This is a genomic window from Jidongwangia harbinensis (assembly GCF_020216025.1).
In the GTDB taxonomy this organism is placed as follows: Bacteria; Actinomycetota; Actinomycetes; order Mycobacteriales; family Micromonosporaceae; genus Actinoplanes; species Actinoplanes harbinensis.
In genome coordinates, this window is record NZ_JAIWNC010000006.1 from 285,833 (window position 1) to 312,706 (window position 26,874).

The following is a 26,874-nucleotide window of genomic DNA, read 5'->3' on the forward strand; positions in this document are numbered from 1 at the left end:
CAATGGCGTAGGTGCGGCCAGACGACGACTTCGGCGCCACGCTCCGGGCCTTCCGGAAGCGGGTGACGCCCGGTGCGGCCGGGATCCCGCCGTCCCTGCCGCGCGCACGCCGGGCGCCGGGCCTGCGACGGGACGAACTGGCCGGCCGGGCCGGCATCTCCGAGGAACACCTCAAGCGCCTCGAACAGGGCCGCCGGCGGCCCTCGGCCGGGGTGGTCGACCTGCTCGCGACGGCGCTTCGGCTGAGCGGCGGAGAACACCACCGACTTCGTACGCTCGCCGGTTTCGCCGCGCCGGCCCGCGACGACGGGCTGGTGCCGCGCGAGGTGACCCCCGCGGCCCGGCGGATGCTCGACCGGCTGACCGACGTGCCGGCCTGCGTGTGCGACGCGAGCTGGACGGTGCTCGACGGCAACCGGCGGTGGAACGCGTTCGGCTGCCCGGCCGGTGTGGCGGCGGGACGCGACCGGAACATGGCCTGGCGGGTGTTCACCGAGGCGCCGACCGACATCTTCCGTACCGCCGGGCAGCTCGCCGCCGTCCGGGCGTCCATGGTCGCCGGGCTGCGCGCCGCGGCGGACCGCTACCGCACCGACCCGGAACTGCGGGCCCTGATCGACGACCTCTACGCGCGGGGCGGGGAGTTCGCCCGCCTCTGGAACGAACCGTCCCCCGTGGCGGCGGACGACCCGGACCGTCTCGGTGTGCCCGACGGTGCCGGCGGACGGACCCACTTCGACAAGGACGTGCTGACGCTGACGCCGGGCGACCTGAGGGTCGTCGTCTTCACCCGGCCCTGAACGGCCGATGACGGAGCGCCGGAACGGCGAGAAGGAGGGGGAACGTGTCGACGCCGGCATCGGGCCACACCGGGACGCCGGGCCCGGACCTGACGACCGTAGCGGTGTACACGGAGCGTTTCGTGCTGCGGCCGTGGCGGGCAGACGATCTCGGTGAGCTGGCCGAGGCCGCCGCGGACCGCTACATCACCTCGATCACCTCGGTGCCGGCGCCGTTCAGCACCGAGGGCGGGCACGCGTTCCTGCGCCGGATGACCGAACTGGCGGCGGGCGGCGTCGCGGTGCCGCGTGCGATCGCGGACCGGGCCACGGGCGTGGTCGTCGGGCACGTCAGCCTCCGGCTACGCGACCTCGACCTCGGCCGGATCGGACTGGGCTACTGGATCCTGCCGGCCGCGCGTGGTCGGGGAGCGGCCGCCGAAGCCGTGTCCGGCTTCACCGGCTGGGCCTTCGACCGGCTGGGCGCCGAGCGGGCCGAGCTCTGCGTCGAGCCGTGGAACGAACCGTCGAAACGGGTCGCGCTCCGGGCCGGGTTCGTCCGGGAGGGACTCCTGCGCAGCTTCCAGGTCATGGGCGGCCAACGGTGCGACGTGGAGATGTTCGCGCGGATTCGTCCGCCGGCCCCGCCGCGGTCGCGGTAGGACCATCGGCCGGCCGAGTGTGGTCGGCTACGGCTTGCGGGCCACGGCGCCGTACCCGTCCACCGGCTTGACGTCGTCCCCGGCCGGATCCGGCCGCCACTCGGAGATGGACACCAGGCCCGGCTCCACCATCTCCAGGCCGTCGAAGCAGCGGGCGAGCTGCTCCGGGCTGCGGACGATGTAGGGCACGCCGCCGCTCTCCTTGTAGTCGTCGGCCGCGGTGACCTGTTCCTCGCTGGTGTCCGTGCCGTCCCACAGCACGAGGTAGCTGCCGGACGGGACCACGGCCATCACCCGGGCCACGATGGAGCGCATCTCGTCGTAGTCGGTCACGTGGCCGAGGACGCCCATGAACATGACCGCCACCGGCCGGGTGAAGTTGAGGACGTTCCGGGCGTCGGCCACGATCTGGTCCGGATCGTGGAAGTCGGCGTCGATGTAGTCCGTGACGCCCTCGTCGGTGGTGTTGGTCAGCAGGCCCCGCGCGTGTGCCAGCACGAGCGGGTCGTTGTCCACATACACCACCCGCGATTCCGGGGCGATCCGCTGCGCGACCTCGTGGGTGTTGTCCATCGTCGGCAGTCCGGTGCCGATGTCGAGGAACTGGCGCACGCCCGCCTCGGCGGCCAGATAGGTGACCGCCCGGATGAGAAACTTCCGGGACTGCTTCGCCAGGTCGAAGACGCCCGGGGATACCGCCGCGAAGGCGTCCCCGACCTCGCGGTCGACGGCATAGTTGTCCTTGCCGCCCATCCAGTAGTTCCAGATCCGCGCGGAGTGCGGGACGGTGACGTCGATCTTTGAGCCGGGCACTGGCTCAGCCATCGGAACAGGCCCTTTCCGGAGGGGAACGGCAGCGGTGGCGGTGACCGGTTGACCGTGCGGGCGGCGGGCGTGGAGGGTGCGGCCCGCCGGACAGGTGCACCGTCCCGTCTGCGGATGCAAGCCACCCTAGACCCACCGCCCGTGACGCAGAAGGTCTGGACATTGGTCGATCTCCGATCTCCGGTGATCGACCGCTCCGCACGAGTGTCGACCCGGCTCGACACCGGCCGGCCGGTGAGCTTCCATGGTGGAGTGGCCGAGGAGACTTCGACGGCGCCGCAACCATCACCGCCCCGAGGAGCGGCTTCGGAGGCGGATTACTCCTGCCTGCCGAAAGCCGGCCCGAAACCACGGGGTCTCCGGATCGGCGCGTGCCAGACGCCCGAACTGCTGGAGGACGTGCCCGCCGCGCTGGCGATGGTGGAGTCCTTCTCGGCCGAAGCCGGCCTCGCCGATCTCGACCTGCTCCTCTTCCCGGAGTGCTTTCTCCAGGGCTACCTGGTGACACCGGAGTACCTCCGCCGCCACGCCCTGGACCTGGATTCGGCGGCATTCGGCGAGATCCTGCTGCGACTGGCGAGCATCCCGCAGACCCTGGTGATCGGGCTGATCGAACGGCGGCACGAGCGGTTCTACAACACCGCGGCAGTGATCAACCGGGGCCGGCTCCTCGGCACCTATCGCAAGACCCACCTGACCGCCGGCGAGTCGGCGTTCACCGCCGGGACCGGCTACCCGGTCTTCGACCTCAACGGCGTCCGGTTCGGCATCAACATCTGTTACGACACCAGGTTTCCCGAGCCGGCGCGGGCGGTGGCCGCTCAGGGCGCACGGGTACTGCTGGTGTGCGCCCAGAACATGATGCGGCGCCGGAACGCCGAGCGGTGGAGGCCGCTGCACCACGCGATCCGCGCCGACCGGGTACGCGAGACCGGCATGTGGCTGATCTCCGCGGACGTCACCGGGCAGCGCGACGAACAGCGGATCGGGTACGGACCCACCAGCGTCATCAACCCGGCCGCCCGGGTCGTCGCGCAGGTGCCCGCCCTGACTGTGGGGATGGCCGTCACCGAGGTCGGCTGACTCCCGGTGCACGCCCGGACCCGGGTCGACGGCGGCGTGGAACGATGCCGTGATGACGCTGAGGATCGCCACCACTCAGCCCGCCGGAACTGCCGACGCCCGCGCGAACGGCCGTACCGTCCGCGGGTTGATGCGCGAAGCCGCAACGGCGGGCGCCCGACTGATCCAGTTCCCCGAGGGATTCCTGTCCGGCTATGCCAAGGAACAGATCGCCGACTGGGACGCCGTCGACTGGGCCGCCGTCCGTGACGAACTCCGCGCGGTCGCGGACCTGGCCGCCGAACTCGGGATGTGGGTCGTGCTGGGCTCGGCGCATCCGCTCACGCCCCCGCACCGTCCGCACAACAGCCTCTATGTGATCTCGGACCGGGGCGAGGTCGTCACCCGCTACGACAAGCGCTTCTGCTCCCACACCGAGATCACCCGCTGGTACAGCCCCGGCTTCGAGCCGATCGTCTTCGACGTCGATGGCTACCGGTTCGGCCTGGCCATCTGCATTGAGGTCAACTTCCCGCAGCTGTTCGCCGAGTACGAACAGCTCGGCGTGGACTGCCTGCTGCTGTCCGCATGGCCCGTCGACCGGATCTTCTTCGGCAAGGCCCAGGCGCACGCGGCGATCCAGAACTACTGGCTCAGCCTGTCGGTTCCCGCGCAGAGCACCGATCTGATGCCCTCGGCGATCTTCGGTCCGGACGGAACCGAGTTGGCCACGGTCGCCGCCCCGGGGCGTCCGGCCGCCGTCACCCTCGATCGCGACCTACCCGAGTTCCACATCGCGCTCGATCTGGCCCGCCCCTGGCGAGCCCGGGCGAACCAGGGTGACATCTACCGCGACCGCCGGGTGGAGGACCCCCGCAGCAGCGACCGCACCCTCGGTTGACCGGCAGGCCGCGACGCCCGCGGAGGCGGCCGGGCATCAGTGTCCTCGGCACGGGTGAGCGCCGCCGGGCGAACCCGTCGGTGGTTCAGGCCAGGGCGACGATGGCGAGTACGCCGACGGCCGCGACCAGGTAGCCGGCGGCGATGGGCACGCTGCGGGGCAGCTTCTTCTCCGCGCCGAGGCGTTCGTAGAGGCTGCCGAGGCGGCTGCGGACCCGATCGCCGCGGAGGGCGCCGGCGATCAGCAGCAGCAGGCACGGCAGGCAGTAGACCAGCGCGTACCCGGCGATGATCAGCAGCGAGCCGGTCAGGCCGACATCCGCGTCGACGATGCGTTCGATCGCGATGAAGTACGGGAACGCGTTGGGCAGGTCCGCCCCGGTCATGACCAGCCCCAGCACCGCGGCGCCGGCCGGGTTGACCCGACCCGGCACGGTGACCGCCGGGCGGATCCGGTCCCGCAACCGGCGCAGCCCGCCCACGGCCAGGGCCACCGCAGCGACCGTGAACGCGATCCGGCGCACCCAGATCAGGCCGTTGCCGGCGGCGTCGGCGGCGGCGTCGGCGCCGAGGTAGACCACGGCGCCGAGCGCGAGGACGGTCAGGTAGGCGCCGGCGACGAAACCGGCCGCTGCCCGGATCGGGTGTGTCATCGGGGCGAGCAGGAGCAGTGCCACCCCGGCGATCGTCGCGGGGTTCAGCGCGTCGAGCAGGGCCAGGCCGGCGATCCCGGCCAGCAGCACGACGGTCACGACCGTGTCTGCTCGGCGGTCGTGCGCAGACCGAGGTGGTGCAGCAACTGTTCGACCTCGTCCGACGTCGGAGGCGGGCCGGTGAGCGCGCCCAGGAACAGGCCGTCGCCGACCAGCCGGACCAGCCGGGCCCGGACCGGATCGCCCAACTCGGCGACCAGCATCTGCTGCCAGCGCCGCTCGGCGTCGCCCACCTCGCCCGGCAGGTCGAACTGTCCGGTGGTGGTCAACCGCAGCATCGACATGATCGCCCGGTACACCGTGCGCTCATCCGGCGCGGGCACCGACAACCGCAACCAGGCCGCGGCCATCAACCCCTGCGCTGCTGCCGCGGTCAGCCGCTCGTCGAACCGGTGCACCGCCCGGGTCACCAGCGCCCGCAACAGTGACTGCTTGTCGAAGTGATAGAGCAGGCCACCCTTGCTCACACCCGCGGCGGCCGCCACCGCGTCCAGCGCCGGGGGCACCTGACCAGCCGTGATCAGTTCCTCGGCCGCGTCCAGAATGCGCTCTCGTGCTGTTCCCATACCCATCACTGTACCGTCCGGACGGTACAGTTGCGTGCGTTCGCTCACCCGGCGACGCGCCCACCTTCCCGGCCCCCGGGGAGTGGGGGCGGAGACTCTGGGCGTGGACGGCCACCGCGGGCCGGTGCTGACCGGACATACAAGTCAGGCCACCGACCGGCTTCCGCCTGGTCTGTGGCCTTGTCTGTGCTGCTAAGCCTGGGGTGCCCCCGGCAGGATTCGAACCTGCGCTTTCGCCTCCGGAGGGCGACGCTCTATCCCCTGAGCTACGGGGGCTCAGCGAGAGAAAGCCTAGCAGGCGCCGCCGAAGCCTGGCGAACCGGTCCCGGGCGCGTTGCGGTTCGTCTCGGAGGCGTGCCGGCCGCGCCCTGTGGCAGGGCGCCCTGCGGCGGTACGGGTGTCCGGACGACTCCGCGGCGCGACGCCAGGAACCGCATATCGCCTATAGAGCTAATGGGTAAAAAGGGCGTTGGAACTGGTTTTCAGTGGTGGGTTAGATGGTCATAATAAATAGCCACGCAATGCATGTCAATGAACTTGCAGTTGCCGGTCACGGGAGATTGCTAAGACTCCTGGTCAGCATGGGTGAAATGCTTCACGCATAGATTCTCAGCGAACTCTAAAGAACGTATTGAGCAGGATCGAGCCAGGTTGATGCCGGAGCTTGATGGGCGCTGAGCTGCAAAAACGCTCACTCAACGAGGGGCCTGAGTCCGATTTGCGGCATATGCGAACGGGGTAGAACGGTATCCGGAGTGGACGTACAGTGTGGACTCGCCATCCAGTTGGAAGGGGAGGGAAATGTTCAAGAAGCTGGAATCGTTCAGTGATCGACTGCTGAACCGGTTCGTCCCGAAGGCCGAGGCCTCGGCGAGCTGTCCATGCGGGGCCTACCCGTACACGGGGCCTTGTTGGTACTTCCCGTCGTGCGGCGGCGGGCTGCACCGGGACTGCTACTGCGCCCAGAGTTCGGCAATTCTCGAGTGCACTTCGTGCCACTGAGTTGAGGTGACCGACGAGGTCGAAACCTCGCCGGTCACCCCTGGTTCACCCAGCGCACGACTCGAGGCCGGTTGCCGCCGTCCCTGCATGGCGGCGGCAACCGGTTCGCGTCGCCCGCGTGCCAACCAACGGAGGGAATCCGGTATGTATCTTGCCACCGTGGTGGTCCTGTGCGTCCTCCTTACCGTCTTCAACCTTTTCCTGACGCTCGGCGTCATCCGGCGACTCCGGAACCACACCGACCAGTTCACCGAACTAGGTCGGCTGATGCCGCGGCCGGAGCCCATGATCAGTGCCGGCAAACACCCGTCGCCGTTCACCGCCACCACGGTCGACGGGCTCGCGGTCAGCGAGGCCAGCCTGCGTACCGGTGGACTCGTGGGGTTCTTCTCGCCGACCTGCGGCTCCTGCGAGGAGTGGGTTCCCCGATTCGTCGAGGCGGCGCGTGCGCTTCCGGGCGGCCCGAAGGCCGCGCTCGCGGTGGTCGTGGCGGACTCGCCGTCGGCCGGCGCCGAGATGGTGGCCAAGCTGCGCGATGTGGCCATGGTGGTGACAGAAGCGGATCGCGGACCGGTGGTGGAGGCGTTCGAGGCCACCGGGTACCCGGCGATGTGCCGCCTCGGCGACGACGGTGCGGTGATCACCAACCGGCCCGTCGACGTGGTCGCGGTTCCGGTAGGGGCGTGAGCCGAGCACCGGGCGCCGCCGGTGCGCCGGTTCCCGTCCGGGTGTTGGCACACAACGCCCGGACGGCGGCCGGACTCGCCTGGGCCGCCGCCTCGCACTGTGTCGCCGGCCTGTTGATCCTCGCGGCCGCCGTCGGGGTGGCACCGGTGGTGACCGCCTGGCTCACGCGGGAGGTGCTGGACGGGCTGGTCGACGGCGTGCCCGGGCGGCAGCTGGCCTGGCTGGCCGTGGCGCTCGCGGCCTCCGGCGTCGCCCTGGTCGTCCTGCCCCAACTCGGCCGGTACGCCGAAGCGGAGCTGGGCCGCCGGGTCCGGGTGGTCGCCGCGGATCGCCTCTACACCGCCATCCATCAGCGGCTGCGTGGGCTCGCGCGGCTGGAGGACCCGAGTTTTCACAATCGGATCCGGCTCGCCCAGCAAGCGGCCAGCACCGGCCCCGCCGACATGGTGAACGGTGCGATCGGGATCGCCACCAACGTGGTGACGCTGTGCGGCTTCCTGGTCACGCTGTGGCTGATGAACCGATGGCTGGTCCTCGCCGTCGTGGTGAGCGCCATTCCCACGGTCCGCGCCGAGCTGCGGCTCAGCCGGATGCGCGCCGCGGCCATGTGGAGCATCAGCCATGCGAGCCGGCGCCAGCACTTCTACGCCAACCTGCTCAGCGCCCCGCGCGAGGCCAAGGAGATCCGGCTGTTCGGCCTGGGCGGATACTTCCAGGAGCGAATGCTCGCGGAGCAGAGCGCCGCCAACGCCACCGATCGCCGGGTCGACCGGTCGGAGTTGGGCATGCAGGTGTCGCTCGGGCTGCTCGGTGCCGCGGTCGCGGGCGGTGGCCTGGTCTGGGCGATCCTGGCGGCCCGGTCCGGCCGGCTGACCGTGGGCGATGTGACCGTGTTCGTGGCGGCCGTCGCCGCGGTGCAGGCCGCGTTGTCCGGTATCGCCGGCAAGTTCGGCGCGGTCCACCACGCGCTGCTGATGTTGGACCACTTCGGGATGGCCACGACCGTGCCACCGGATCTGCCGGTCACGGACGGCGCCGAGCCGATTCCGGCCTTGCGTGAGGCGATCCGGCTCGACAACGTCTGGTTCCGGTACGCCCCGGACCGCCCCTGGGTGCTGCGCGGAGTGAACCTCACGATCCCGGCGGGCCGGGCGACCGCGCTGGTCGGCCTGAACGGCGCGGGCAAGAGCACGCTCGTCAAGCTGCTCTGCCGGCTGTACGAACCGACCGAGGGCCGCATCCTCTGGGACGGCAGGGACATCCGGGACGTCGACCCGGCCGATCTCAGACAGCACATCGGAACCGTGTTCCAGGACTATGTGGAGTACGAGCTGTCCGCGGCCGACAACATCGGCCTGGGCGACGTCGCGCACCGGACGGACCGGCCCCGCATCGAGGAGGCGGCCGGCCGGGCCGGGATGCACGAGACCTTGAGCAGGCTGCCCAAGGGGTACGACACCATGCTGACCCGGATGTTCCTGGAGGGGGTGGACGCGCAGGACGCGGACACGGGCGTCCTGCTCTCCGGCGGGCAGGGCCAGCGACTGGCGCTCGCCCGGGCGTTCTTCCGCAACGACCGGGACCTGCTGATCCTGGACGAGCCGAGTTCGGGCCTCGACGCCGAGGCGGAGGCGGAGCTCCACCGGCAGCTGCGCGAGTACCGCCAGAGCCGGACCAGCCTGTTGATCTCGCATCGGCTCAACACGGTCCGGGACGCGGACCAGATCGCGGTGCTGAGCGACGGCGTCATCGCCGAGATCGGTGATCACGAGGAGCTGATCGCGCTGGACGGCATCTACGCCGGGTTGTTCAACCTTCAGGCGGACGGCTACGCGAAGGCGCTGCCATCATGATCTGGTTCGTCCTCACCGGTGCCGTGCTGGCGGTCGTGCTGGGTGGCCTGCAGTGGCTCCGCCTACGGCGTCTCGTGGTCACCGTGCAGGGCCTGAGCATGGCTCCCACCTATCGCCCGGGTGACCGGGTGCTGGTCCGGCGGCTCCGGCACAGTCGAGTCCGGACCGGACAGGTCGTGGTGGTGGACCTGCCGGACCGCATCCGGCCGATACCGCCCGGCGTCGGAGCGGCCGAGTCGCTCCGGCAACGACGAGTGATCAAGAGAGTCGCGGCGATGAGTGGTGAGCCGGTTCCCGCGACCGCCGGTATCGACCTCGCCTCGGTACCGCCGGGGCACATGCTGTTGCTCGGCGACAACCCGCTGGCCAGCGGCGATTCTCGGCAGTACGGACCCGTGCCGGTCGATGCGGTGGTCGGGATCGTGATCCGTCCCATGCGGGACGACGCTGCCGCCGACGCCGCCCTGTCCTGAGGAAATCATGCCTGCCCTGGAACTGACTCTCCGCCTGGCGCTCGCGTTCGTTCTCGCGGCAGCCGTCGCGGGAAAGCTACGCAGCGCCGAGTCCCGTGACGAGTACACCCGGATGTTCCGCGACGTCGGGCTGCCGTCGGCGCTCCGGCGGCCGGCTGCGGCAGGACTGGTGGCGGCGGAACTCGCCACCCTGGTGCTCCTCGTCCTGCCGTGGACCGCCAGCGTGGGTGCCGCCGCGGCGGTGTTGCTCTTCGCCACGCTGACCGCCGGGGTCCACCAAATCGTGCGCAGCGAGCGGAAGGTGACGTGCAACTGCTTCGGCGGCGGCGGAGACGCGGAGTTGTCCACGGTCCACGTCTTCCGCAACCTGTTCCTCGTGGGTCTGTCCGTCGCCGCGCTGCTGCTCTCCCTGGACGGTGGGAGCGCGGACCTGGCGCAGATGGCGGTCGCCGCGTTCGGCGCGGTGATCATCGCGGCCGTGGTCAGCCGCCTGGACGAGCTGGTCGATCTCCTCCGTTGACGCACCGCGCCGCCGCGCCGGCGCTATCCGTTCTGACCCAGCGACTTCAGCAGGGCCTGGATCGCGCTGATCTCGTTCTGCTGCGACGCCACCATCGTCTGGGCCAGCCAGGTCACGTCCTCGTCGTCAGACAGATTGAGAATCTCCTGGGCCATGTGGACCCCGCCGAGATGATGCTGACGCATCAGGTTCAGGAACATGATGTCCTGTGCCGTCCCGGTCGCCTTGCGGAGCTCGGTCAGCTGCTGCTGCGAGGCCATGCCGGGCATCAGGCCGTTCTGCACCGAGCCGGCCGAGTTCGGCATCCACGCCATGGGCGGCTGCGAACTGGTGGAGCCCAGCTGCCAGTCGCGCAGCCACGCCAGCATGATGCCGATCTGACCCTGCTGGGTTATCGCGATGTCGCTGGACAGCGACTCGATCTCATCGTTCGCGGTGGCGGCATGCGCGACCAGCGCCATCTCCACGGCCTGGGCGTGGTGGGTCGACATGTCGCGCACGAACCCGGCCTCGGCGGAGTCGTCGCCGGGCGGGTTCGGGCGGGTCAGGACGAAAACCAGGGCCGCGCCGAGGAGGAGGCCGAGGACGAGCGCCCCGGCCACCCAGCCGGTGATGGCCCCCGACCGCCTCGTCGGTTGCTCCCCCGACGCCGGGAGCGAGGCCGGGCTACCGGCCTCGGACTCCGTGGAGATCACGCTCATCCCCTCAGGCGTCGTTGACGGTGTTACCGGTCGAGGTCTGGTTGCTGGCACAGCCCGCCGTCGGCTCCATGGACGCCTGCACGCGGAGGGCCTTGATGAACTCGTCGATCCGGCTGTCGTCCGCGCTGTCCAGCTTCAACTGGTAACCCCACGCCTGCAGCGAGACCGGCTTGTCGAGCCCCTCGTACGGGCTCATCATCATGTAGTCCTTGCCCTTGACCTTGTCGGACAGCTTGCTGACCTGAGCGGCGGGCAGGTCGGGGCGGTAGGTGATCCAGACGGCACCGTGCTCCAGGCTGTGCACCGCGTGCTCCTTCGGGATCGGAGCGTCGTACACCATGCCCTGGCAGTTCTGCCACTTGACGTTGTGGTTACCGCCCACCGGGGGGCTCGTCTTGTACGTCTGCGGACCGGGTACGTGATCCGCCGACGTGAGCGACTTGTCGGGATTGTCGCGATAGTTGACGATGCCCTCGATCGCGGCGGCGCGCTCCTCCCACGGAGTCTTCGCCTCGTTGCTGCTCTTGGTCGCGGCGAACACGCCGTACCCGATGATGCCGACCGCGATCAGCACGACCACGCCGGCCACCAGGATCGGGCCCCAGTTGCGGCCCCCGGAGACCTTGACCGGAGTGACCGGCTTGCGGCCCTTGCCGCCGCCCTTGCCGGCCGGGCCCTTGGCACCGCCCTTGCCGGCCGGGCGCGCGCCGTTGGACTTGGCGGCCGGTGGCTTGCCCTGACCGGACGTCTTGCCGACCTTGACGTTCGACGGGACCCGTTCGGGGCCCGGAGTGCTCATGCTCATCGTGCCTCGTCAATTCGTTAGCGAAGGGAGGGCTGGGCTCGGGTGGCCGCCAAGCGCCAAAGTCTACCCCCGATAACATGGCTCGGTGACTCCCGCCAACCTCGCTGCCACCGTTCTCACAGCTACCCGTGCTGTATTCGTTGCCCGGGGGCTCGACGCCGCCGTGCTGCCGGAGACCACGACGGTGGAGCGACCCCGCAATCCCGAGCACGGCGACTACGCCTCGACGCTGGCCCTGCAGCTGAGCAAGAAGGTCGGCGTGCCGCCGCGTGAGCTGGCCGCGGCGCTGGCCGAGGAGCTGGGCCGGCAGCCCGGCATCAAGTCGGTGGAGATCGCCGGTCCGGGCTTCCTGAACATCCGCCTGGACGCCGCCGCGGCCGGGGTGCTGGCCCGCGACATCGTGCTGGCCGGCCCGGAGTACGGCCACACCGGCCGCCTCGCCGGTCAGCGGATCAACCTGGAGTTCGTCTCGGCGAACCCGACCGGGCCGGTGCACATCGGCGGGGTCCGCTGGGCCGCCGTCGGTGACGCGCTGTCCCGGCTGCTGCGGGCGTCCGGGGCCGAGGTCGGCACCGAGTACTACTTCAACGACGCCGGGTCGCAGATCGACCGCTTCGCGAAGTCGCTGCTCGCGGCCGCCCGGGGCGAACCGGTGCCGGAGGACGGATACGGCGGCGCGTACATCGGCGAGATCGCCGCGCAGGTGCGCGAGCGGGTTCCGGACGCCGACTCGCTGGAGACGTTCCGGGAGATCGGCGTCGAGCTGATGTTCGCCGAGATCAAGGCGTCGCTGGCCGAGTTCGGCGTGCACTTCGACACCTACTTCAACGAGAAGGACCTGCACGCCCGGGGCGAGCTGGACGAGGCCCTGGAGCGGCTGCGCGAGCAGGGGCACACGTTCGAGGCGGACGGCGCCACCTGGCTGCGTACCACCGACTTCGGTGACGACAAGGACCGGGTGCTGCGCAAGTCGGACGGCGACTGGACGTACTTCGCCGCGGACTGCGCCTACTACCTGGACAAGCGCAAGCGCGGCTTCGACCGCGTGGTGATCATGCTGGGCGCCGACCATCACGGGTACGTGGGCCGGATGAAGGCCATGTCCGCCTGCTTCGGCGACGACCCGGCCGTCAACCTGGAGATCCTCATCGGCCAGCTGGTCAACCTGGTGCGCGACGGCGAACCGCTGCGGATGAGCAAGCGGGCCGGCACGGTGGTCACGCTGGAGGACTTCGTCGACGCGCTGGGCGTGGACGCGGCCCGGTACGCCCTGGCCCGGTACTCGTCCGACTCGCAGATCGACATCGACATCGACCTGTGGACCCGGGCGACCCGCGACAACCCGGTCTACTACGTCCAGTACGTCGCGGCCCGGACCGCCAACGTGGCCCGCAACGCCGCCGAGGTGGGCCTGACCCGCGGCGAACCGGACGACTTCCAGCCCGGGCTGCTCGCCCATGAGAAGGAGAACGACCTGCTCAAGGCGCTGGGGGAGTACCCGGCGGTGGTGGCCAGCGCGGCCGAGCTGCGCGAACCGCACCGGGTGGCGCGCTACCTCGAGGAGGTGGCCGGCGCGTACCACCGGTTCTACGACAAGTGCCGGGTGCTGCCGATGGGCGACGAGCCGATCACCGACCTGCAGCGGGCCCGGCTCTGGCTGAACGACGCCACCCGAACGGTGATCGCCAACGGGTTGGCCCTGCTCGGCGTCTCCGCCCCGGAAAGGATGTGACCCGTGAGAGCACATGAGGCGGGCGCGCTGCACGGTGACCTGGGCAGCCGGGGCCCGGCGTGGCTGCGTACCCCCGAAGACGTCAACGCGCTGATGCCGCAACTGTGGCCGCGGACCGTGCACCGCGCCGACGACGGCGCCGTCGCCGTCGGCGGGCTGAGCGTGCGGGACCTGGCCGCCGAGTACGGCACGCCGGCGTACCTGCTGGACGAGGACGACCTGCGCGGCCGCTGCCGCGACTTCGTGTCGGCGTTCGCCGGCGCGGACGTCTACTACGCGGGCAAGTCGTTCCTCTGCAAGGCCGTGGTCCGGGTGGTCGAGCAGGAGGGCCTGTTCCTGGACGTCTGCTCCGGCGGCGAGCTGGCGGTCGCGCTGGCCGCGGGCTTCCCGGCCGAGCGGATCGGGTTCCACGGCAACAACAAGTCCGTCAGCGAGCTGGAACGCGCCCTGGACTCCGGGGTCGGGCGGATCGTGGTGGACTCGTTCCAGGAGATCACCCGACTCACCGCGCTGGCCCGCGAGTCCGGCCGGCGGCCCGGGGTGCTGGTCCGGGTCACCGTCGGGGTGGAGGCGCACACCCACGAGTTCATCGCGACCTCGCACGAGGACCAGAAGTTCGGATTCTCGCTGGCCGGCGGCGCGGCGTTCGAGGCGGCCGTGCGGATCCTCGACGAGGACGTGCTGGACCTGCGCGGCCTGCACTCGCACATCGGCTCGCAGATCTTCGACACCAGCGGGTTCGAGGTGGCCGCCCGGCGGGTGCTGGAGCTGCAGGCGCAGATCCGCGACGCCCGCGGGGTCGAGCTGCCGGAACTCGACCTGGGCGGCGGCTTCGGCATCGCGTACACCTCGCAGGACGACCCGTCCACGCCGGCCGACCTGGCGAAGCGGATCAACAAGATCGTCGAGGGTGAGTGCGAGCTGGCCTCGCTGCGCAAGCCCCGGCTCTCGATCGAGCCGGGCCGGGCCATCGTGGGCCCGGCCGTGTTCACGTTGTACGAGGTCGGCACGGTCAAGGACGTCGACGGCATCCGGACGTACGTGAGCGTCGACGGCGGGATGAGCGACAACATCCGGACCGCGCTGTACGACGCCTCGTACAGCGCCACGCTGGCCGGCCGGGCATCGACCGCCGAGCCGTTGTTGGCCCGCGTCGTGGGAAAGCATTGTGAATCCGGGGACATCGTCGTGAAGGATGAATTCCTGCCCGCTGACGTGCAGCCCGGAGATCTTCTCGCGGTGCCCGGCACCGGCGCGTACTGCCGCAGCATGGCCAGCAACTACAACCACGTACCCCGGCCACCGGTGGTCGCGGTGCGTGACGGTGCGTCCCGCGTGATCGTCCGCCGGGAGACCGAGGACGACCTGCTCGCATTGGACGTGGGATGAGGCCTGTGAAACTCGCGCTGCTCGGCTGTGGCACCGTCGGCGCCGAAGTGGTCCGGCTGCTGCACGATCAGGCCGCGGACCTGACGGCCCGGATCGGCGCACCGCTGGAGTTGGTCGGCGTGGCGGTACGCCGGCCCGGCCGCGCCCGCGGCGACCTGCCGGTCGACCCAGGACTGTTCACCACGGACGCGCTGGGCCTGGTCAAACGGGACGACGTGGACGTGGTGATCGAGGTGGTGGGCGGCATCGAACCGGCCCGCACCTGGCTCACCGAGGCACTGCGGGGCGGCACGAGCGTGGTGACCGCCAACAAGGCGCTGCTCGCCGAGGACGGCGCGGCGCTGCACGACGCGGCCGCCGAGGGCAACGCCGACCTGTACTACGAGGCGTCGGTGGCCGGCGCGATCCCGCTGCTGCGCCCGCTGCGCGAGTCGCTGCACGGCGACCGGGTCACCCGGGTCACCGGCATCGTCAACGGCACCACCAACTTCATCCTGTCGTCGATGGACGCCACCGGAGCCGGTTTCCAGGAGGCGTTGGACGAGGCCACCGAGCTGGGGTACGCGGAAGCCGACCCGACCGCCGACGTGGAGGGCTTCGACGCCGCCGCCAAAGCCGCCATCCTCGCCTCGCTCGCGTTCCACACCCGGGTCACCGCCGCCGACGTGTTCCGCGAGGGCATGACCGCGGTGACCGCCGGCGACGTGGCCAGCGCCAAGGAGATGGGCTGCACCATCAAGCTGCTCTGCATCGCCGAGCGCGGCCCCGACTCCACCGGCCGCGAGTCGGTCAGCGTCCGGGTGCACCCGGCGATGATCCCGCGGACCCACCCGCTGGCCGGCGTCGGCGACGCGTTCAACGCGGTGTTCGTCGAGGCCGAGGCCGCCGGGCAGCTGATGTTCTACGGCCGCGGAGCCGGGGGTACGCCCACCGCGAGCGCCGTGCTCGGCGACATCGTGGCGGCGGCGCGCAACCGGCTCACCGGCAGCCGCGCACCCAGCGAATCGGCGTACGCCGACCTGCCGATCCGGCCGATCGGCGAGGCCCTCACCCGCTACCACATCAGCCTGGACGTGGCCGACCGGCAGGGCGTCCTGGCCGCCGTGGCCGGCGTCTTCGCCAAGCACGAGGTCAGCATCGCGACCGTACGCCAGTCCGGCCGGGACGCCGACGCGACGCTGGTGATCGTCACCCACCAGGCGCCCGACTCGCACCTGGCCGCCACCGTGGCGGAACTGGCGACGCTGGAGATCGTTCGCTCCATTGCGAGCGTGCTCCGCGTCGAAGGAGGGAACTGAGCCATGACCGTCTGGCCGGGTTTGATCGAGACGTACCGGAAGAGGTTGCCGGTCTCCGACACCACGCCGGTGATCACGCTGCACGAGGGGAACACCCCGCTCGTGCCCGCGCCGGTGCTCGCCCAGCGCACCGGAGCCGACGTCTACCTCAAGGTCGAGGGCGCCAATCCGACCGGGTCGTTCAAGGACCGGGGCATGACGATGGCGGTGTCGAAGGCCGTCGAGGAGGGCTCGAAGGCGATCATCTGCGCCTCGACCGGCAACACCAGTGCGTCCGCCGCCGCGTACGCCGCCCGGGCCGGCCTGACCTGCGCGGTGCTGGTCCCGCAGGGCAAGATCGCGCTCGGCAAGCTCGCCCAGGCGCTCGTACACGGGGCGAAGTTGTTGCAGGTCAACGGCAACTTCGACGACTGCCTGGCGCTGGCCTCGAAGCTGTCACAGGACTTCCCGGTGTCCCTGGTCAACTCGGTCAACATCTTCCGGCTGCACGGCCAGAAGACCGCCGCGTTCGAGATCGTCGAGGCGCTCGGCGACGCCCCCGACATCCACTGCCTGCCGGTCGGCAACGCGGGCAACATCTCCGCATACTGGATGGGCTACCTGGAAGATCAGGAGGCCGGCAACACCAAGAAACTTCCCAAGATGTACGGCTTCCAGGCCTCCGGCGCCGCCCCGATCGTCACCGGACAGGTGGTCCCCGAGCCGTCCACCATCGCCACCGCGATCCGCATCGGCAACCCGGCAAGCTGGACCAAGGCACTCGACGCCCGGGACACCTCGGGCGGCCTGATCGCGGCGGTGACCGACCGGGAGATCCTGACCGCGTACCGGCTGCTGGCCCGCGAGGTGGGCGTCTTCGTCGAACTGGCCAGCGCGGCGAGCGTGGCCGGCCTGTTGCAGCAGGCGGAGGCGGGGCTGGTGCCGGCCGGGTCGACCGTGGTCTGCACGGTGACCGGCCACGGCCTGAAGGACCCCGAGTGGGCGATCAGCACCGCACCGTCACCCACCACGATCAAGAACGACGTGCTGGCCGCCGCCGGAGCCCTCGGCCTGGCCTGACCGCCCCGGGACGGCCGGCACATCCGGCCGTCCCGCGGTCCGGTCGTCCCGTGGCCTCGGTCGTCCCGTAGCTCGTTCTTCTCGCGGTCTGGGCGTCTCGCGGTCGGCCGTCCCCGCAATCGGCCGCCTCGCGTTCCGAGTTCCGCTACGGCGGCGCGTTGTCCGGTATGCAGCCTTCGAGGAGATCTTGGGGGTTTGGCGGCCCCATCTCTGCCCCCGGCGGTGCGGAGAAACGGCGCGTCCCCAATCACCGCCCGACACACCTCCCTCGCCGGGAGCGCAGCCTGCATAGACGCGGCGCGCTCCGCACCCGAAAACCACACGCGCCGTCGGGTCGGCTGCGGTGTGTGGAGCTGTGGCGCGTTCTGCGCCTGGAAGTCACACGTGCCGTGGGGTGGGGTGGGGCGTGTGGAGCTGTGGCGCGTTCTGCGCCTGGAAGTCACACGTGCCGTGGGGTGGGGTGGGGCGTGTGGAGCTGTGGCGCGCTCTGCGCCCGGAAGTCACCCAGGGCAAGAGCGCGGGCGGATGCGGCGGGACCCGAAGGGCCGGCACGCCGTGATGGTCACTCTGGTGGGTTGGCGTCGGGTGGGGCGTCGTTCGTGGCGGCCCGGACCAGCAGCCGCATGGCCTCGGCGACCACGGTCAACTCGTCCGCTGAGAGGCGGCTGAGGAGCGTGTGCTGTTTCTCCGCGCCGGCCGTGATGATGCCGGCGATGAGTTTGTCGCCAGCTTCCGTCAGGCCGATCCGGCGTACCCGGCGGTCCTGCGGGTCCTCGGTGCGCACCACGAGGTCCTGGGCGACGAGCCGGTCGATCGTTCCGCTCAGGGTGGCCAGCCCGACGCCCAGCAGCCGGGCCAGTTCGCCGCCGGAGACGTTGCCGTGGCGGGAGAGCAGGAACAGGATCTTCAGCTGGGACATGGTCAGGTGGGAGCTGAACAGCGGGTCGGAGCGGTCATACGCAAACAGGTGCTGCAGCCGCTGCTGCGCGCCCATAATGTCCGCGATGAGCTGTTCTTTCTTGGCCACCGCCGGCCTTTCTCCTGTGACGCTCTGATGGCCCGGCGAGAGCGGACCCCTGGCGAAAACCATTTGTTCGCATCAGGCAAACTATCAGTGCTGGCCGAACTTTTCTCGGGGGAGCACCCATGTCATTCCTGACCCGGCTCAGTCTCGCCAACCGCGGCCTCGTGGCCCTCATCGCGATCGTGATAACCGGTTTCGGGGTGTACGCGATCCCCGCGCTCAAGCAGCAGCTCCTGCCCTCGCTGGAGTTCCCGGGCGCCTTCATCGGCGTCACGGTCCCGGGCGCCAGCCCGGAGATCATCGAGGCGCAGGTCACCAAGCCGATCGAGGACGCGGTCAAGGGCGCCGACGGTCTGGAGAGCATCCAGTCGACCAGCCGGGAAGGCTCGTCCACCATCCAGGTCACGTTCGAGTTCGGCACGGACCTGGACAACGCGGTCAACCAGCTCACCACGGCGGTCAACCGGATCCAGCCCACCCTGCCGCAGGACGTGGAGCCGACGATCTTCGCCGGGGGCACCGACGACATCCCGGCCATCGTGCTGGCGGCGTCCGGCGGGTCCGACGCCACCGATCTGGCCGACCGTCTCAACCGGACGGTGGTGCCCGAGCTGAACGCGATCGAGGGCGTGCGCGACGTCGCGGTCACCGGCACCACCAGCGCGCAGATCGTGATCACGCCGCGTCCGGCGGCACTGGCCGCCCGCGGCGTCAACCCGCAGGCCATCAGCACGGTGCTGCAGGCCAACGGCATCTCGGTGCCGGCCGGTTCGGTCAATGAGGGCACCCGCGCGCTGAGCGTCCAGGTGGGTACGCCGATCACCGGCGTCCAGCAGCTCCGCGAACTCTACGTCTCCGGCAGCCGCGGACCGGTCCGGCTGAACGAGGTCGCGTCCGTCGAGGAGAAGCCGGCGGCGGTCACCTCGTACACCCGCACCGACGGGGTGGACAGCCTCGGCATCGCGGTCACCGCCGCCCCGGACGGCAACGCGGTGGCCATCTCGCACGAGGTCAACGACATGCTGGCGGATCTGGAGAGTGCGTCCGGCGCCAAGCTCACCGTGATCGTCGACCAGGCGCCGTTCGTCGAGCGGTCCATCGAGAGCCTGACCACCGAGGGCCTGCTCGGCCTGCTCATGGCGGTCATCGTCATCCTGGTCTTCCTGCTGTCGGTGCGGTCCACCCTGGTCACCGCGGTGTCCATCCCGCTGTCCGTGCTGATCGCGCTGATCGCCCTGTGGGTCGGCGACTACTCGCTCAACCTGCTCACGCTGGGCGCGCTGACCATCGCGGTCGGCCGCGTGGTGGACGACTCGATCGTCGTGCTGGAGAACATCAAACGACATCTGGGGTACGGCGAGCAGAAGGTGCACGCCATCATGGCCGGCGTCCGCGAGGTGGCCGGTGCGGTCACCGCGTCCACGCTCACCACGGTCGCCGTGTTCGCCCCGATCGCCCTGGTCGGCGGCTTCGTCGGGCAGCTGTTCGCCCCGTTCGCCATCACCGTGACCGTGGCGCTGCTGGCCTCGCTGCTGGTGTCGCTGACCGTGGTCCCGGTTCTCGCGTACTGGTTCCTGAGCCCGGCCGCGGGCGGCGCGGAGACCGAGGAGGTACGCCGGGCCGCGGAGGAGAAGGAGCTGCGCAGCCCGTTGCAGCGGGCGTACCTGCCGGTCATCCGCTTCGCCACCAAGCGCCGCTGGACCACCGTGGCGATCGGCGTGGTGATCCTGATCGGCACGTTCGGGCTCTCCACCCGGCTGGAGACGAACTTCATCGACCAGTCCGGCCAGGACAGCATCACGGTCAGCCAGGAACTCCCGGTCGGCACCAGCCTGGCCGCCACCAACGAGGCGGCCAAGAAGGTCGAGGCGGTCATCACCGGCCGCGACGACGTGGAGAGTTACCAGGTCACCGTGGGCAACGGCGAGTTCAACCCGTTCGTCGGCTCGGGCGGTGCCAGCGGGGCCTCGTACAGTGTGGCGCTCAAGGGCGACGCCGACGCCACCGTGGTCACCGAGGAACTGCGTGACCAGCTCGCCGGCCTCACCGACGTCGGCGAGGTGACGGTGGGCGGCGACAGCGGCACCGGCTTCAACGCCAGCCAGCTCTCCGTGCTGGTCCAGGCCGCCGACCAGGAGGTGCTCGCCGCGGCGACCGAGCAGGTGCGCGCCGCGATGGCCGGCACGGCGGACGTCACCGACGTGAGCACCTCGCTGGCGGCCAGCGTCCCGCGCCTGGAGGTCCGGGTGGACCGCGCGGCCGCGGCCCGTGCCGGGCTCACCGAGGCGGCCGTCGGCCAGTCCGTGTCCGGGGCGTTCCGCCCGGCGCCGGCCGGCCGGATCACCACCGGCGGCACCAGCCAGGACGTGGTCATCTCGTTCGGTACGCCGCCCGCGAACGTGGCGGCGCTGCGTGCCCTGCCGCTGACCACCGCCCGGGGCGTGATCCCGCTCGACCAGGTCGCCGACGTGACCGAGGTGGCCGGGCCCGAGGAGGTCACCCGGATCGACGGGAACCGCAGCGCCACGGTCACCGGCACCGCGACCGGCTCGAACGTCGGCGCGGTCAGCGAGGACCTGACCAAGCGGCTGGACGGCCTGCAGTTGCCGCCCGGCGCGTCGTACTCGATCGGTGGGGTCAGCGCGGAGCAGGCGGACGCGTTCGCCGACCTGGGGCTCGCGGTGCTCGCGGCCATCGCCATCGTCTTCGTCATCATGGTGGCGGCGTTCCGCAGCGTGCTCCAGCCGGTGATCCTGCTGATCTCCATCCCGTTCGCCGCGACCGGCGCCATCGGCCTGCTGCTGGCCACCGGCACGCCGCTCGGTGTGCCGGCGCTCATCGGCGTGCTGATGCTGGTCGGCATCGTAGTGACGAACGCCATCGTGCTGATGGACCTGATCAACCACTACCGCACGGCCGGCATGGGCGTGCAGGAGGCGGTGATCGAGGGCGGCCGGCACCGGCTGCGCCCGATTCTGATGACCGCGATCGCGACCATCTTCGCGCTGCTGCCGATGGCGCTCGGCCTGACCGGCGAGGGCGGCTTCATCTCGCAACCGCTGGCGGTCGTGGTGATCGGCGGTCTGGTCAGCTCGACCCTGCTCACCCTGGTGCTGGTGCCGACGCTGTACACCATGGTGGAAAACCGCAAGGAGCGGTCCCGGCTCAAGCGGGAACGTCGCCGCCTGCGCCGGGCCGGGGTGGCCGACGTCCCGAAGCACGCCGCGGACGAGCCGGAGGCCGGGACGCCGGCCGGCGAGCCGGTGCCGGACTTCAGCGGCGGCGCGCACGAGGCGCCGGAACCATCCACCGCCCGGTCCGAGGCACCGCCGGCGTCCGGGGCCCTGCGCGGCTACACGGACCAGTTCGAGGTCCTGAAGATGCCGCGCCCGAACCAGCCCTGACCGATTCCGACCATGCGGACGGCGGTTCTCCGCCGTCCGCACGAGCGGAGTGCCGGCCAGGGTGGGGGGCGCGTCCGGGACTCGCCATTCTCCAAGGTCGGCTGCGGCCGGCGGCCGGGACGCCGGTGACCCGGTAGCGTCGGCGTACGTGGCTCGCTCAAGATCAGTCCTTACCCGCAACCGGGACTTCCGGCGGTTGTTCGGCGCGGAACTCGTGGTGTTCGGGTCGGACTGGTTCGTCATCGTCCCGCTGCTGGTGCTGCTGCCCGAACTGACCGGCAGCGGCGTCTGGGGTGCGCTGGTGCTGGCCGCGGACACCGGCATCATCGCGCTGCTGCTGCCGTACACCGGGACGATCGCCGACCGCTACGACCGCCGCAAGATCATGATGGCCGCGAACGTGGCGGCGCTGCTCGCCGTACTCCTGCTGTTTCTGGTCCGGTCCGCGGCGACCGCGCCGTTGGCGCTGGTGGCGATCGGCGCGATCTCGGTGGCCAAGGCGTTCTACTCGCCGGCCGCCTCGGCCGCACTGCCGAACGTGGTGGATCCGGCCGACCTGGCCGCGGCGAACGCGGTGGCCGGCTCCGCCTGGGGCACCATGACCATCGTCGGTGCCTCCCTCGGCGGCATCGTGAGCAGCGCCTTCGGGCCGTACGTGAGCTTCGCGGTAGCCGTCGTCTGTCTGGCCGTGGCGGCCGTGGTGACCGCCTTGATCCGCCGCCCGCTGCAGGCGCCGCGGGACGCCTCCGTGCCGGCGCCCCGGGCCTGGCACGCCCTCGTCGAGGCGCTGCGCTACATCGGCGCGCGGCCGCGGATCCGGGCGCTGGTGACGGTCAAGTCGGCGGTCGGGCTCGGCAACGGCGTACTCACGGTCTTCCCGCTGTTGGCCGGCGTGTATGGGGTCGGCGCGCTCGGCGCCGGCCTGCTCTTCGCGGTGCGCGGTGCCGGCGCCCTGGTCGGCCCGCTGGTGATGCGCCCGGTGCTGCGGCACCGGTCCTGGCTGCTGCCCGGCCTGGCGCTGTCCATGGGCCTGTACGGGCTCGGCTACGTCGGCGTCGCGTTCAGCCCGTGGTTCCCGCTGGTCCTGGTGCTGGTGTTCGTCGCGCACTTCGCCGGCGGCACGAACTGGGTGCTCTCCAACTTCGCGCTGCAGGGCGAGGTGCCGGACCGGCTCCGCGGCCGGGTGTTCGCCACCGACATGATGCTCGCCACGCTGGCCATCTCGGTGAGCCAGCTCGGCGCCGCGGTGTTCGTGGACCGGGTCGACGAGAAGGTCATCCTGATCGGCTGCGGGCTGATCACCGTGGTGTACGCGATCGGCTGGCGGATCGCCACCCGCCGGCTGTCGCTGGACGAGCCGGCGACCGGCCGGGCGGACGACCTGGCCGACGATCCGGCCTAGACTCCGCCTGGACCCTGCCGAGACCTGCCCTGAACTGCCCTGAACTGCCCAGACCTGCCCAGACCTGCCCTGAACTGCCTTGAACTGCCCAGACCTGCCCTGAACTGCCTCTAGACCTGCCTAGACCGCCGACGGCTGGTTGCGGCCGGTCACCACGGCCGCGATCAGCAGTCCCACACCGGCCGTGACCAGCGCCGACAACATCAGGCCGACGGCCGACGACAGCAGGCCGAACTGGGACACCGACGCGTCCATCGAGTGCAGCAGCCGGGGGAACGTCAGGCTCCAGGCGGTCTGGGCGATCACCTCGAAGATCAGCACGATCAGGCCGATCTGGCCCAGCAGGGCGCTGCGCGGGCCGATCCGGGGCCGGCGGGACCCGATCAGGACGACGCCGATGACGAGTACCGCCAGCATCGGGAGCTGGAAGAGGACGCCGGAGAACAGATAACCCGCGGTCATGGCAGGACCCTAACCCGGTGCCGGCGGCGGTCCGCCGCGGGCCGGGGCGCAGGCCAGGGTGCGGACCGGCGGATGATCGGGGCCTAGCATGAGGCGATGGGCCTGACCTTCGCCTCCGACGCGGCGCACGTGCGTACGCCGGCCACCAGTGCCAACCTCGGACCCGGCTTCGACGCGCTGGGCCTCGCCCTGACGCTGTACGACGACGTCTCGGCCCGGGTGACCGCCGCCGGTCACACCGTCACGGTGACCGGCGAGGGGGCCGGCGAGTTGCCCACCGATGCCGACCACCTGGTCGTGCGGTCGATGCTGGCGACCTTCGACGAACTGGGCGAACGGCCGCCGGGCCTGGCCGTGGAGTGCACCAACCGGATCCCGCAGGCCCGCGGGCTCGGCTCCTCGTCCGCCGCGATCGTGGCCGGCGTCCAGCTGGCCCGTGCGCTGGTGCGGGACGGCATGACGCTGCTCGACGACGCCGGCGCGCTCCGGATCGCGGCGGGGCTGGAGGGGCATCCGGACAATGTGGCGCCGTGCCTGTTCGGCGGCTTCACCATCGCCTGGACCGAGGGGGCCGGGGCCCGGGCGGTCCGGTTGCCGACCGCCGGGTCGATCCGGCCGGTGCTCTTCGTACCCAGCGAGCGGGGCTACACGGCCACCGCCCGCCGGGCCCTGCCGGCCGCGGTGCCGCACGCCGACGCGGCCTTCAACGCCGGCCGGTCCGCGCTGCTGGTACACGCGCTGACCAGCGAACCTTCGCTGTTGCTGCCGGCCACCGAGGATCGTTTGCACCAGGGTTACCGGGCGGAGGCGATGCCGGGGACCGCGTCGCTGATCGCCGGGCTGCGCTCGGTCGGGGTGGCGGCCGTGGTGAGCGGCGCGGGCCCGACCGTGCTCGCCCTGACGGCCGTGCCGGACGATTTCCACCCGGGAACAGCGTGGCGCGCCGAAGCGTTGCGGGTGGATGGTGCGGGAGCCCTTGTCAAAGGGAGTATGGTGGAACACGCCGAGCGGACCACTGTTGCCGCAGGTCGCAAGAGTTGACTACGCTCAGACCTAGCACAGCCGCGAAGCAACGATCTACGCGGTTCGGCGCGCACCCCGGAGGCATCGGCGTTTCTCGCCTGCCTCATTTCTCACCAGGCACACGCCGAGCAGCAGTCTCTAGATCGATCGGTGCACTCGCCGAGACCTACTCGTCAACGTCCGACGGGTCGGGACACCGTCGAGCCGCCGTGCTGCACAACCCGCGCCGCTGACGAAGCGAGCGGGTCCGAGGACGCCCGGCCACGAGGCTGCAGACCCGGGCGGACTTGGCTTTTTTCGACGGAAGGAATCCATTGAGCGACACGACCGACGTGACGTCGGGTGTTTCTGACGTCGCTGACGACGCCGGCACCGCGACTGCCACGAAGCGTCGCCGCGGCGGCACCGGACTGTCCGCGATGCTGCTGCCCGAGTTGCAGAGCCTCGCCGCGTCCCTCGGCATCTCCGGCACGGCGCGGATGCGCAAGGGCGAGCTGATCGCCGCGATCTCCGAGCGTCAGGGCGGCGGTGCCCCGGCGACGGCGCCCACCACCGCTGCCGGCGGGCGGACGTCGCGGACTCGCGCCAACGGCTCGGCCGCGCGCACCGCGGAGCCGGCCACCCAGGTCGCCCCGGTGACGAAGGCCGCTCCGGTGACGCAGGCCGCCGCTCCGGTGGCCGAGGCCGCTCCGGTGGCCCAGTCAGCCCCGGTGGCCCAGTCAGCCCCGGTGGCCCAGTCCGCCCCGGCAGCCCAGGCGACGCCGGTGGTGGCCCAGGCGGCTCCGGTCGAGGCACCCCCGGCGCAGACGGCGCCCGCGCAGAGCACCCCCGTGGCGGAGACGGGCCAGGCGGCTCCGGCGGCCGACACCACGACGGGCGAGCGGACCGACCGCGGCGAGCGCACCGACCGCGGCGAGCGTCCCGAGCGCGGCGGCCGCGACCGGCAGCGCAACCAGCGCGGTGACCGCGACCGCGGCGACGGCAACCAGCGGGACGGCGGTGACCGTGAGCCTCGCGGTGAGCGTGAGCCCCGTGGTGACCGTGAGCCCCGTGCGGATCGGGAGAACCGGAACGACCGCGGAGAGCAGCGCACCGACCGGGATCGCAACGACCGCGGCGGACACGACGACGAGGACGGCGACAACACCGAGGGCGGCCGTCGCAGCCGGCGCAGCCGCTTCCGGGACCGGCGGCGTGGTCGCGGGGACCGCGACGGCGAGGGCCAGCGCGACGGCGGCCGGGACACCGGCCGGGACGGCGGCCGGGACGGCCGCGAGCCGAGCGTCAACGAGGACGACGTCCTGGTGCCGGTGGCCGGCATCCTCGACGTGCTGGACAACTACGCGTTCGTCCGGACCACCGGCTACCTCTCCGGGCCGAACGACGTGTACGTGTCGATGTCCCAGGTCAAGAAGTACGGCCTGCGCCGCGGCGACGCGGTGACCGGTGCCGTGCGGGCCGGCGCCCGGGAGGGCGGCGGCGACCAGCGGCGGGACAAGTACAACCCGCTGGTGCGCCTGGACACCATCAACGGCATGGAGCCCGAGGAGGCCCGCCGGCGCCCCGAGTTCTACAAGCTGACGCCGCTGTACCCGCAGGAGCGTCTGCGCCTGGAGACCGAGGCGAACGTCCTGACCACCCGGGTCATCGACCTGGTCATGCCGCTCGGCAAGGGTCAGCGTGCGCTCATCGTGTCCCCGCCGAAGGCCGGTAAGACGATGGTGCTGCAGGCGATCGCGAACGCGATCACCCGCAACAACCCGGAGTGCCACCTGATGGTCGTGCTGGTGGACGAGCGTCCGGAAGAGGTCACCGACATGCAGCGGTCGGTGAAGGGCGAGGTCATCGCGGCCACGTTCGACCGGCCGCCGCAGGACCACACCACGGTCGCGGAACTCGCCATCGAGCGGGCCAAGCGCCTGGTCGAGCTCGGCCACGACGTCGTGGTGCTGCTCGACTCGGTGACCCGGCTGGGCCGGTCGTACAACCTGGCGGCGCCGGCCTCCGGTCGCATCATGTCTGGTGGTATCGACTCGACCGCGCTGTACCCGCCGAAGCGGTTCCTCGGCGCGGCCCGCAACATCGAGAACGGCGGCTCGCTGACCATCCTCGCCACCGCGCTGGTGGAGACCGGTTCGATGATGGACACGGTCATCTTCGAGGAGTTCAAGGGCACCGGCAACGCCGAACTCAAGCTGGACCGCAAGATCGCCGACAAGCGTACGTTCCCGGCCGTCGACGTGTCGGCGTCCGGAACGCGCAAGGAGGAGATCCTGCTCGGCAAGGAGGAGCTGGCGATCGTCCACAAGCTCCGCAAGGTGCTCTCCTCGCTGGAGTCCTCGGCGGCGCTGGACCTCCTGCTCGACCGGCTCAAGCAGAGCCGGACGAACATCGAGTTCCTGATGCAGATCGCGAAGTCGACGCCGGGCGAGTAACCGGAACGAATAGTCAGACCGATCGATCGACGGGGGCGGGCCCCCAAACGGGGGGCGCCCCCCCCCGCCCCCCCCCGGGTGTTTTTTTCAACCCCCCC

23 protein-coding genes and 1 tRNA gene are annotated in these 26,874 nt (G+C 71.0%); 16 read left to right on the plus strand and 8 right to left on the minus strand.

Annotated features, from left to right (window positions below; genetic code table 11):
- Positions 1-11 precede the first annotated feature (11 nt).
- Positions 12-800, plus strand: coding sequence for a helix-turn-helix domain-containing protein (locus LDL48_RS44465; protein WP_225255069.1), 789 nt, complete (start codon positions 12-14; stop codon positions 798-800).
- Positions 801-844: 44 nt separating this feature from the next.
- On the plus strand, positions 845-1,441 hold the full coding sequence (locus LDL48_RS11665) for a GNAT family N-acetyltransferase (RefSeq protein WP_225255070.1): 597 nt from the start codon (positions 845-847) through the stop codon (positions 1,439-1,441).
- A gap of 27 nt (positions 1,442-1,468) precedes the next feature.
- On the opposite strand, the gene LDL48_RS11670 is transcribed toward LDL48_RS11665, so the two are convergent.
- Positions 1,469-2,266: an SAM-dependent methyltransferase gene (locus LDL48_RS11670; RefSeq protein ID WP_225255071.1), complete on the minus strand. Its 798-nt coding sequence runs from the start codon at positions 2,264-2,266 to the stop codon at positions 1,469-1,471.
- A gap of 363 nt (positions 2,267-2,629) precedes the next feature.
- On the opposite strand from LDL48_RS11670, the gene LDL48_RS11675 reads away from it, so the two are divergent.
- Complete coding sequence (locus LDL48_RS11675; RefSeq protein ID WP_225255104.1) at positions 2,630-3,349, plus strand: carbon-nitrogen hydrolase family protein; 720 nt, start codon at positions 2,630-2,632, stop codon at positions 3,347-3,349.
- A 52-nt stretch (positions 3,350-3,401) separates the two neighbouring features.
- Entirely contained in the window at positions 3,402-4,229 is an 828-nt protein-coding gene (locus tag LDL48_RS11680) for a carbon-nitrogen hydrolase family protein (protein WP_225255072.1), read from the plus strand.
- An 85-nt stretch (positions 4,230-4,314) separates the two neighbouring features.
- Here the strand turns inward: LDL48_RS11680 and LDL48_RS11685 are convergent, their stop codons facing one another.
- The 3 genes from LDL48_RS11685 to LDL48_RS11695 all read right to left on the minus strand — a co-directional run bounded on the left by LDL48_RS11685 (position 4,315) and on the right by LDL48_RS11695 (position 5,783).
- Positions 4,315-4,980: a GAP family protein gene (locus LDL48_RS11685; protein WP_225255073.1), complete on the minus strand. Its 666-nt coding sequence runs from the start codon at positions 4,978-4,980 to the stop codon at positions 4,315-4,317.
- The gene (locus LDL48_RS11690) at positions 4,977-5,507 is read right to left on the minus strand and encodes a TetR/AcrR family transcriptional regulator (protein ID WP_225255074.1); all 531 of its coding nucleotides are present in this window, start codon (positions 5,505-5,507) and stop codon (positions 4,977-4,979) included. The genes LDL48_RS11685 and LDL48_RS11690 overlap by 4 nt, the downstream gene beginning before the upstream one ends.
- A 204-nt stretch (positions 5,508-5,711) precedes the next feature.
- Positions 5,712-5,783 (minus strand) — tRNA-Arg (locus tag LDL48_RS11695).
- A gap of 870 nt (positions 5,784-6,653) precedes the next feature.
- Between LDL48_RS11695 and LDL48_RS11700 the strand changes: the two genes are divergently transcribed.
- The 4 genes from LDL48_RS11700 to LDL48_RS11715 are packed head-to-tail and all read left to right on the plus strand — an operon-like array spanning position 6,654 to position 10,042.
- On the plus strand, positions 6,654-7,196 hold the full coding sequence (locus tag LDL48_RS11700) for a thioredoxin domain-containing protein (protein ID WP_225255075.1): 543 nt from the start codon (positions 6,654-6,656) through the stop codon (positions 7,194-7,196).
- Positions 7,193-9,049, plus strand: a complete 1,857-nt coding sequence (locus LDL48_RS11705; RefSeq protein WP_225255076.1) for an ABC transporter ATP-binding protein — start codon at positions 7,193-7,195, stop codon at positions 9,047-9,049. Before LDL48_RS11700 ends, LDL48_RS11705 begins: the two co-directional genes overlap by 4 nt.
- On the plus strand, positions 9,046-9,522 hold the full coding sequence (locus LDL48_RS11710; RefSeq protein WP_225255077.1) for a S26 family signal peptidase: 477 nt from the start codon (positions 9,046-9,048) through the stop codon (positions 9,520-9,522). Before LDL48_RS11705 ends, LDL48_RS11710 begins: the two co-directional genes overlap by 4 nt.
- Before the next feature lie 7 nt (positions 9,523-9,529).
- Positions 9,530-10,042, plus strand: coding sequence for a MauE/DoxX family redox-associated membrane protein (locus LDL48_RS11715; protein ID WP_225255078.1), 513 nt, complete (start codon positions 9,530-9,532; stop codon positions 10,040-10,042).
- A 23-nt stretch (positions 10,043-10,065) separates the two neighbouring features.
- Here LDL48_RS11715 and LDL48_RS11720 read toward each other — a convergent pair whose 3' ends face one another.
- A complete protein-coding gene (locus tag LDL48_RS11720) occupies positions 10,066-10,644 on the minus strand; it encodes a DUF305 domain-containing protein (RefSeq protein ID WP_225255079.1) in 579 nt (192 codons plus the stop codon).
- Between the two features lie 103 nt (positions 10,645-10,747).
- Positions 10,748-11,548, minus strand: a complete 801-nt coding sequence (locus LDL48_RS11725; protein ID WP_225255080.1) for a thioredoxin-like domain-containing protein — start codon at positions 11,546-11,548, stop codon at positions 10,748-10,750.
- Between the two features lie 85 nt (positions 11,549-11,633).
- On the opposite strand from LDL48_RS11725, the gene argS reads away from it, so the two are divergent.
- Genes argS through thrC form a run of 4 tightly spaced genes read left to right on the plus strand, consistent with a single transcriptional unit; the run spans position 11,634 to position 17,026 of the window.
- Positions 11,634-13,280 (plus strand): arginine--tRNA ligase, encoded by a 1,647-nt coding sequence (gene argS / locus LDL48_RS11730; protein WP_225255081.1) that lies wholly within the window; start codon positions 11,634-11,636, stop codon positions 13,278-13,280.
- Positions 13,281-13,283: 3 nt separating this feature from the next.
- Positions 13,284-14,669, plus strand: coding sequence for a diaminopimelate decarboxylase (lysA, locus tag LDL48_RS11735; protein ID WP_225255082.1), 1,386 nt, complete (start codon positions 13,284-13,286; stop codon positions 14,667-14,669).
- Positions 14,666-15,967: a homoserine dehydrogenase gene (locus tag LDL48_RS11740; protein ID WP_225255083.1), complete on the plus strand. Its 1,302-nt coding sequence runs from the start codon at positions 14,666-14,668 to the stop codon at positions 15,965-15,967. The genes lysA and LDL48_RS11740 overlap by 4 nt, the downstream gene beginning before the upstream one ends.
- Positions 15,968-15,970: 3 nt before the next feature.
- Positions 15,971-17,026 carry a threonine synthase gene (gene thrC, locus LDL48_RS11745; RefSeq protein ID WP_225255084.1) on the plus strand — a complete coding sequence of 352 codons (1,056 nt, stop codon included), beginning with the start codon at positions 15,971-15,973 and terminating at the stop codon, positions 17,024-17,026.
- 562 nt (positions 17,027-17,588) lie between these two features.
- Here the strand turns inward: thrC and LDL48_RS11750 are convergent.
- A complete protein-coding gene (locus LDL48_RS11750) occupies positions 17,589-18,053 on the minus strand; it encodes a MarR family winged helix-turn-helix transcriptional regulator (protein ID WP_225255085.1) in 465 nt (154 codons plus the stop codon).
- 119 nt (positions 18,054-18,172) lie between these two features.
- Here LDL48_RS11750 and LDL48_RS11755 point away from each other — a divergent pair, with 119 nt between their 5' ends.
- A complete protein-coding gene (locus LDL48_RS11755) occupies positions 18,173-21,454 on the plus strand; it encodes an efflux RND transporter permease subunit (protein ID WP_225255086.1) in 3,282 nt (1,093 codons plus the stop codon).
- 148 nt (positions 21,455-21,602) lie between these two features.
- Positions 21,603-22,856 (plus strand): MFS transporter, encoded by a 1,254-nt coding sequence (locus LDL48_RS11760; protein ID WP_225255087.1) that lies wholly within the window; start codon positions 21,603-21,605, stop codon positions 22,854-22,856.
- A gap of 120 nt (positions 22,857-22,976) precedes the next feature.
- Here LDL48_RS11760 and LDL48_RS11765 read toward each other — a convergent pair whose 3' ends face one another.
- Complete coding sequence (locus tag LDL48_RS11765; RefSeq protein WP_225255088.1) at positions 22,977-23,318, minus strand: hypothetical protein; 342 nt, start codon at positions 23,316-23,318, stop codon at positions 22,977-22,979.
- A gap of 96 nt (positions 23,319-23,414) precedes the next feature.
- On the opposite strand from LDL48_RS11765, the gene thrB reads away from it, so the two are divergent.
- Both thrB and rho read left to right on the plus strand, forming a co-directional pair.
- The gene (gene thrB, locus LDL48_RS11770; protein WP_225255089.1) at positions 23,415-24,359 is read left to right on the plus strand and encodes a homoserine kinase; all 945 of its coding nucleotides are present in this window, start codon (positions 23,415-23,417) and stop codon (positions 24,357-24,359) included.
- A 296-nt stretch (positions 24,360-24,655) separates the two neighbouring features.
- Positions 24,656-26,776, plus strand: a complete 2,121-nt coding sequence (rho, locus tag LDL48_RS11775; RefSeq protein WP_225255090.1) for a transcription termination factor Rho — start codon at positions 24,656-24,658, stop codon at positions 26,774-26,776.
- Positions 26,777-26,874 lie beyond the last annotated feature (98 nt).

Excerpts from the sequence above, each read along its gene's own strand:
- LDL48_RS11670 (WP_225255071.1), bottom strand. The coding sequence starts at position 2,266 with ATGGCTGAGCCAGTGCCCGGCTCAAAGATCGACGTCACCGTCCCGCAC.
- LDL48_RS11680 (WP_225255072.1), top strand. The coding sequence starts at position 3,402 with ATGACGCTGAGGATCGCCACCACTCAGCCCGCCGGAACTGCCGACGCC.
- LDL48_RS11690 (WP_225255074.1), bottom strand. The coding sequence starts at position 5,507 with ATGGGAACAGCACGAGAGCGCATTCTGGACGCGGCCGAGGAACTGATC.
- LDL48_RS11700 (WP_225255075.1), top strand. The coding sequence starts at position 6,654 with ATGTATCTTGCCACCGTGGTGGTCCTGTGCGTCCTCCTTACCGTCTTC.
- LDL48_RS11710 (WP_225255077.1), top strand. The coding sequence starts at position 9,046 with ATGATCTGGTTCGTCCTCACCGGTGCCGTGCTGGCGGTCGTGCTGGGT.
- LDL48_RS11715 (WP_225255078.1), top strand. The coding sequence starts at position 9,530 with ATGCCTGCCCTGGAACTGACTCTCCGCCTGGCGCTCGCGTTCGTTCTC.
- LDL48_RS11725 (WP_225255080.1), bottom strand. The coding sequence starts at position 11,548 with ATGAGCATGAGCACTCCGGGCCCCGAACGGGTCCCGTCGAACGTCAAG.
- LDL48_RS11740 (WP_225255083.1), top strand. The coding sequence starts at position 14,666 with ATGAGGCCTGTGAAACTCGCGCTGCTCGGCTGTGGCACCGTCGGCGCC.
- thrC (WP_225255084.1), top strand. The coding sequence starts at position 15,971 with ATGACCGTCTGGCCGGGTTTGATCGAGACGTACCGGAAGAGGTTGCCG.
- LDL48_RS11755 (WP_225255086.1), top strand. The coding sequence starts at position 18,173 with ATGTCATTCCTGACCCGGCTCAGTCTCGCCAACCGCGGCCTCGTGGCC.
- LDL48_RS11765 (WP_225255088.1), bottom strand. The coding sequence starts at position 23,318 with ATGACCGCGGGTTATCTGTTCTCCGGCGTCCTCTTCCAGCTCCCGATG.
- thrB (WP_225255089.1), top strand. The coding sequence starts at position 23,415 with ATGGGCCTGACCTTCGCCTCCGACGCGGCGCACGTGCGTACGCCGGCC.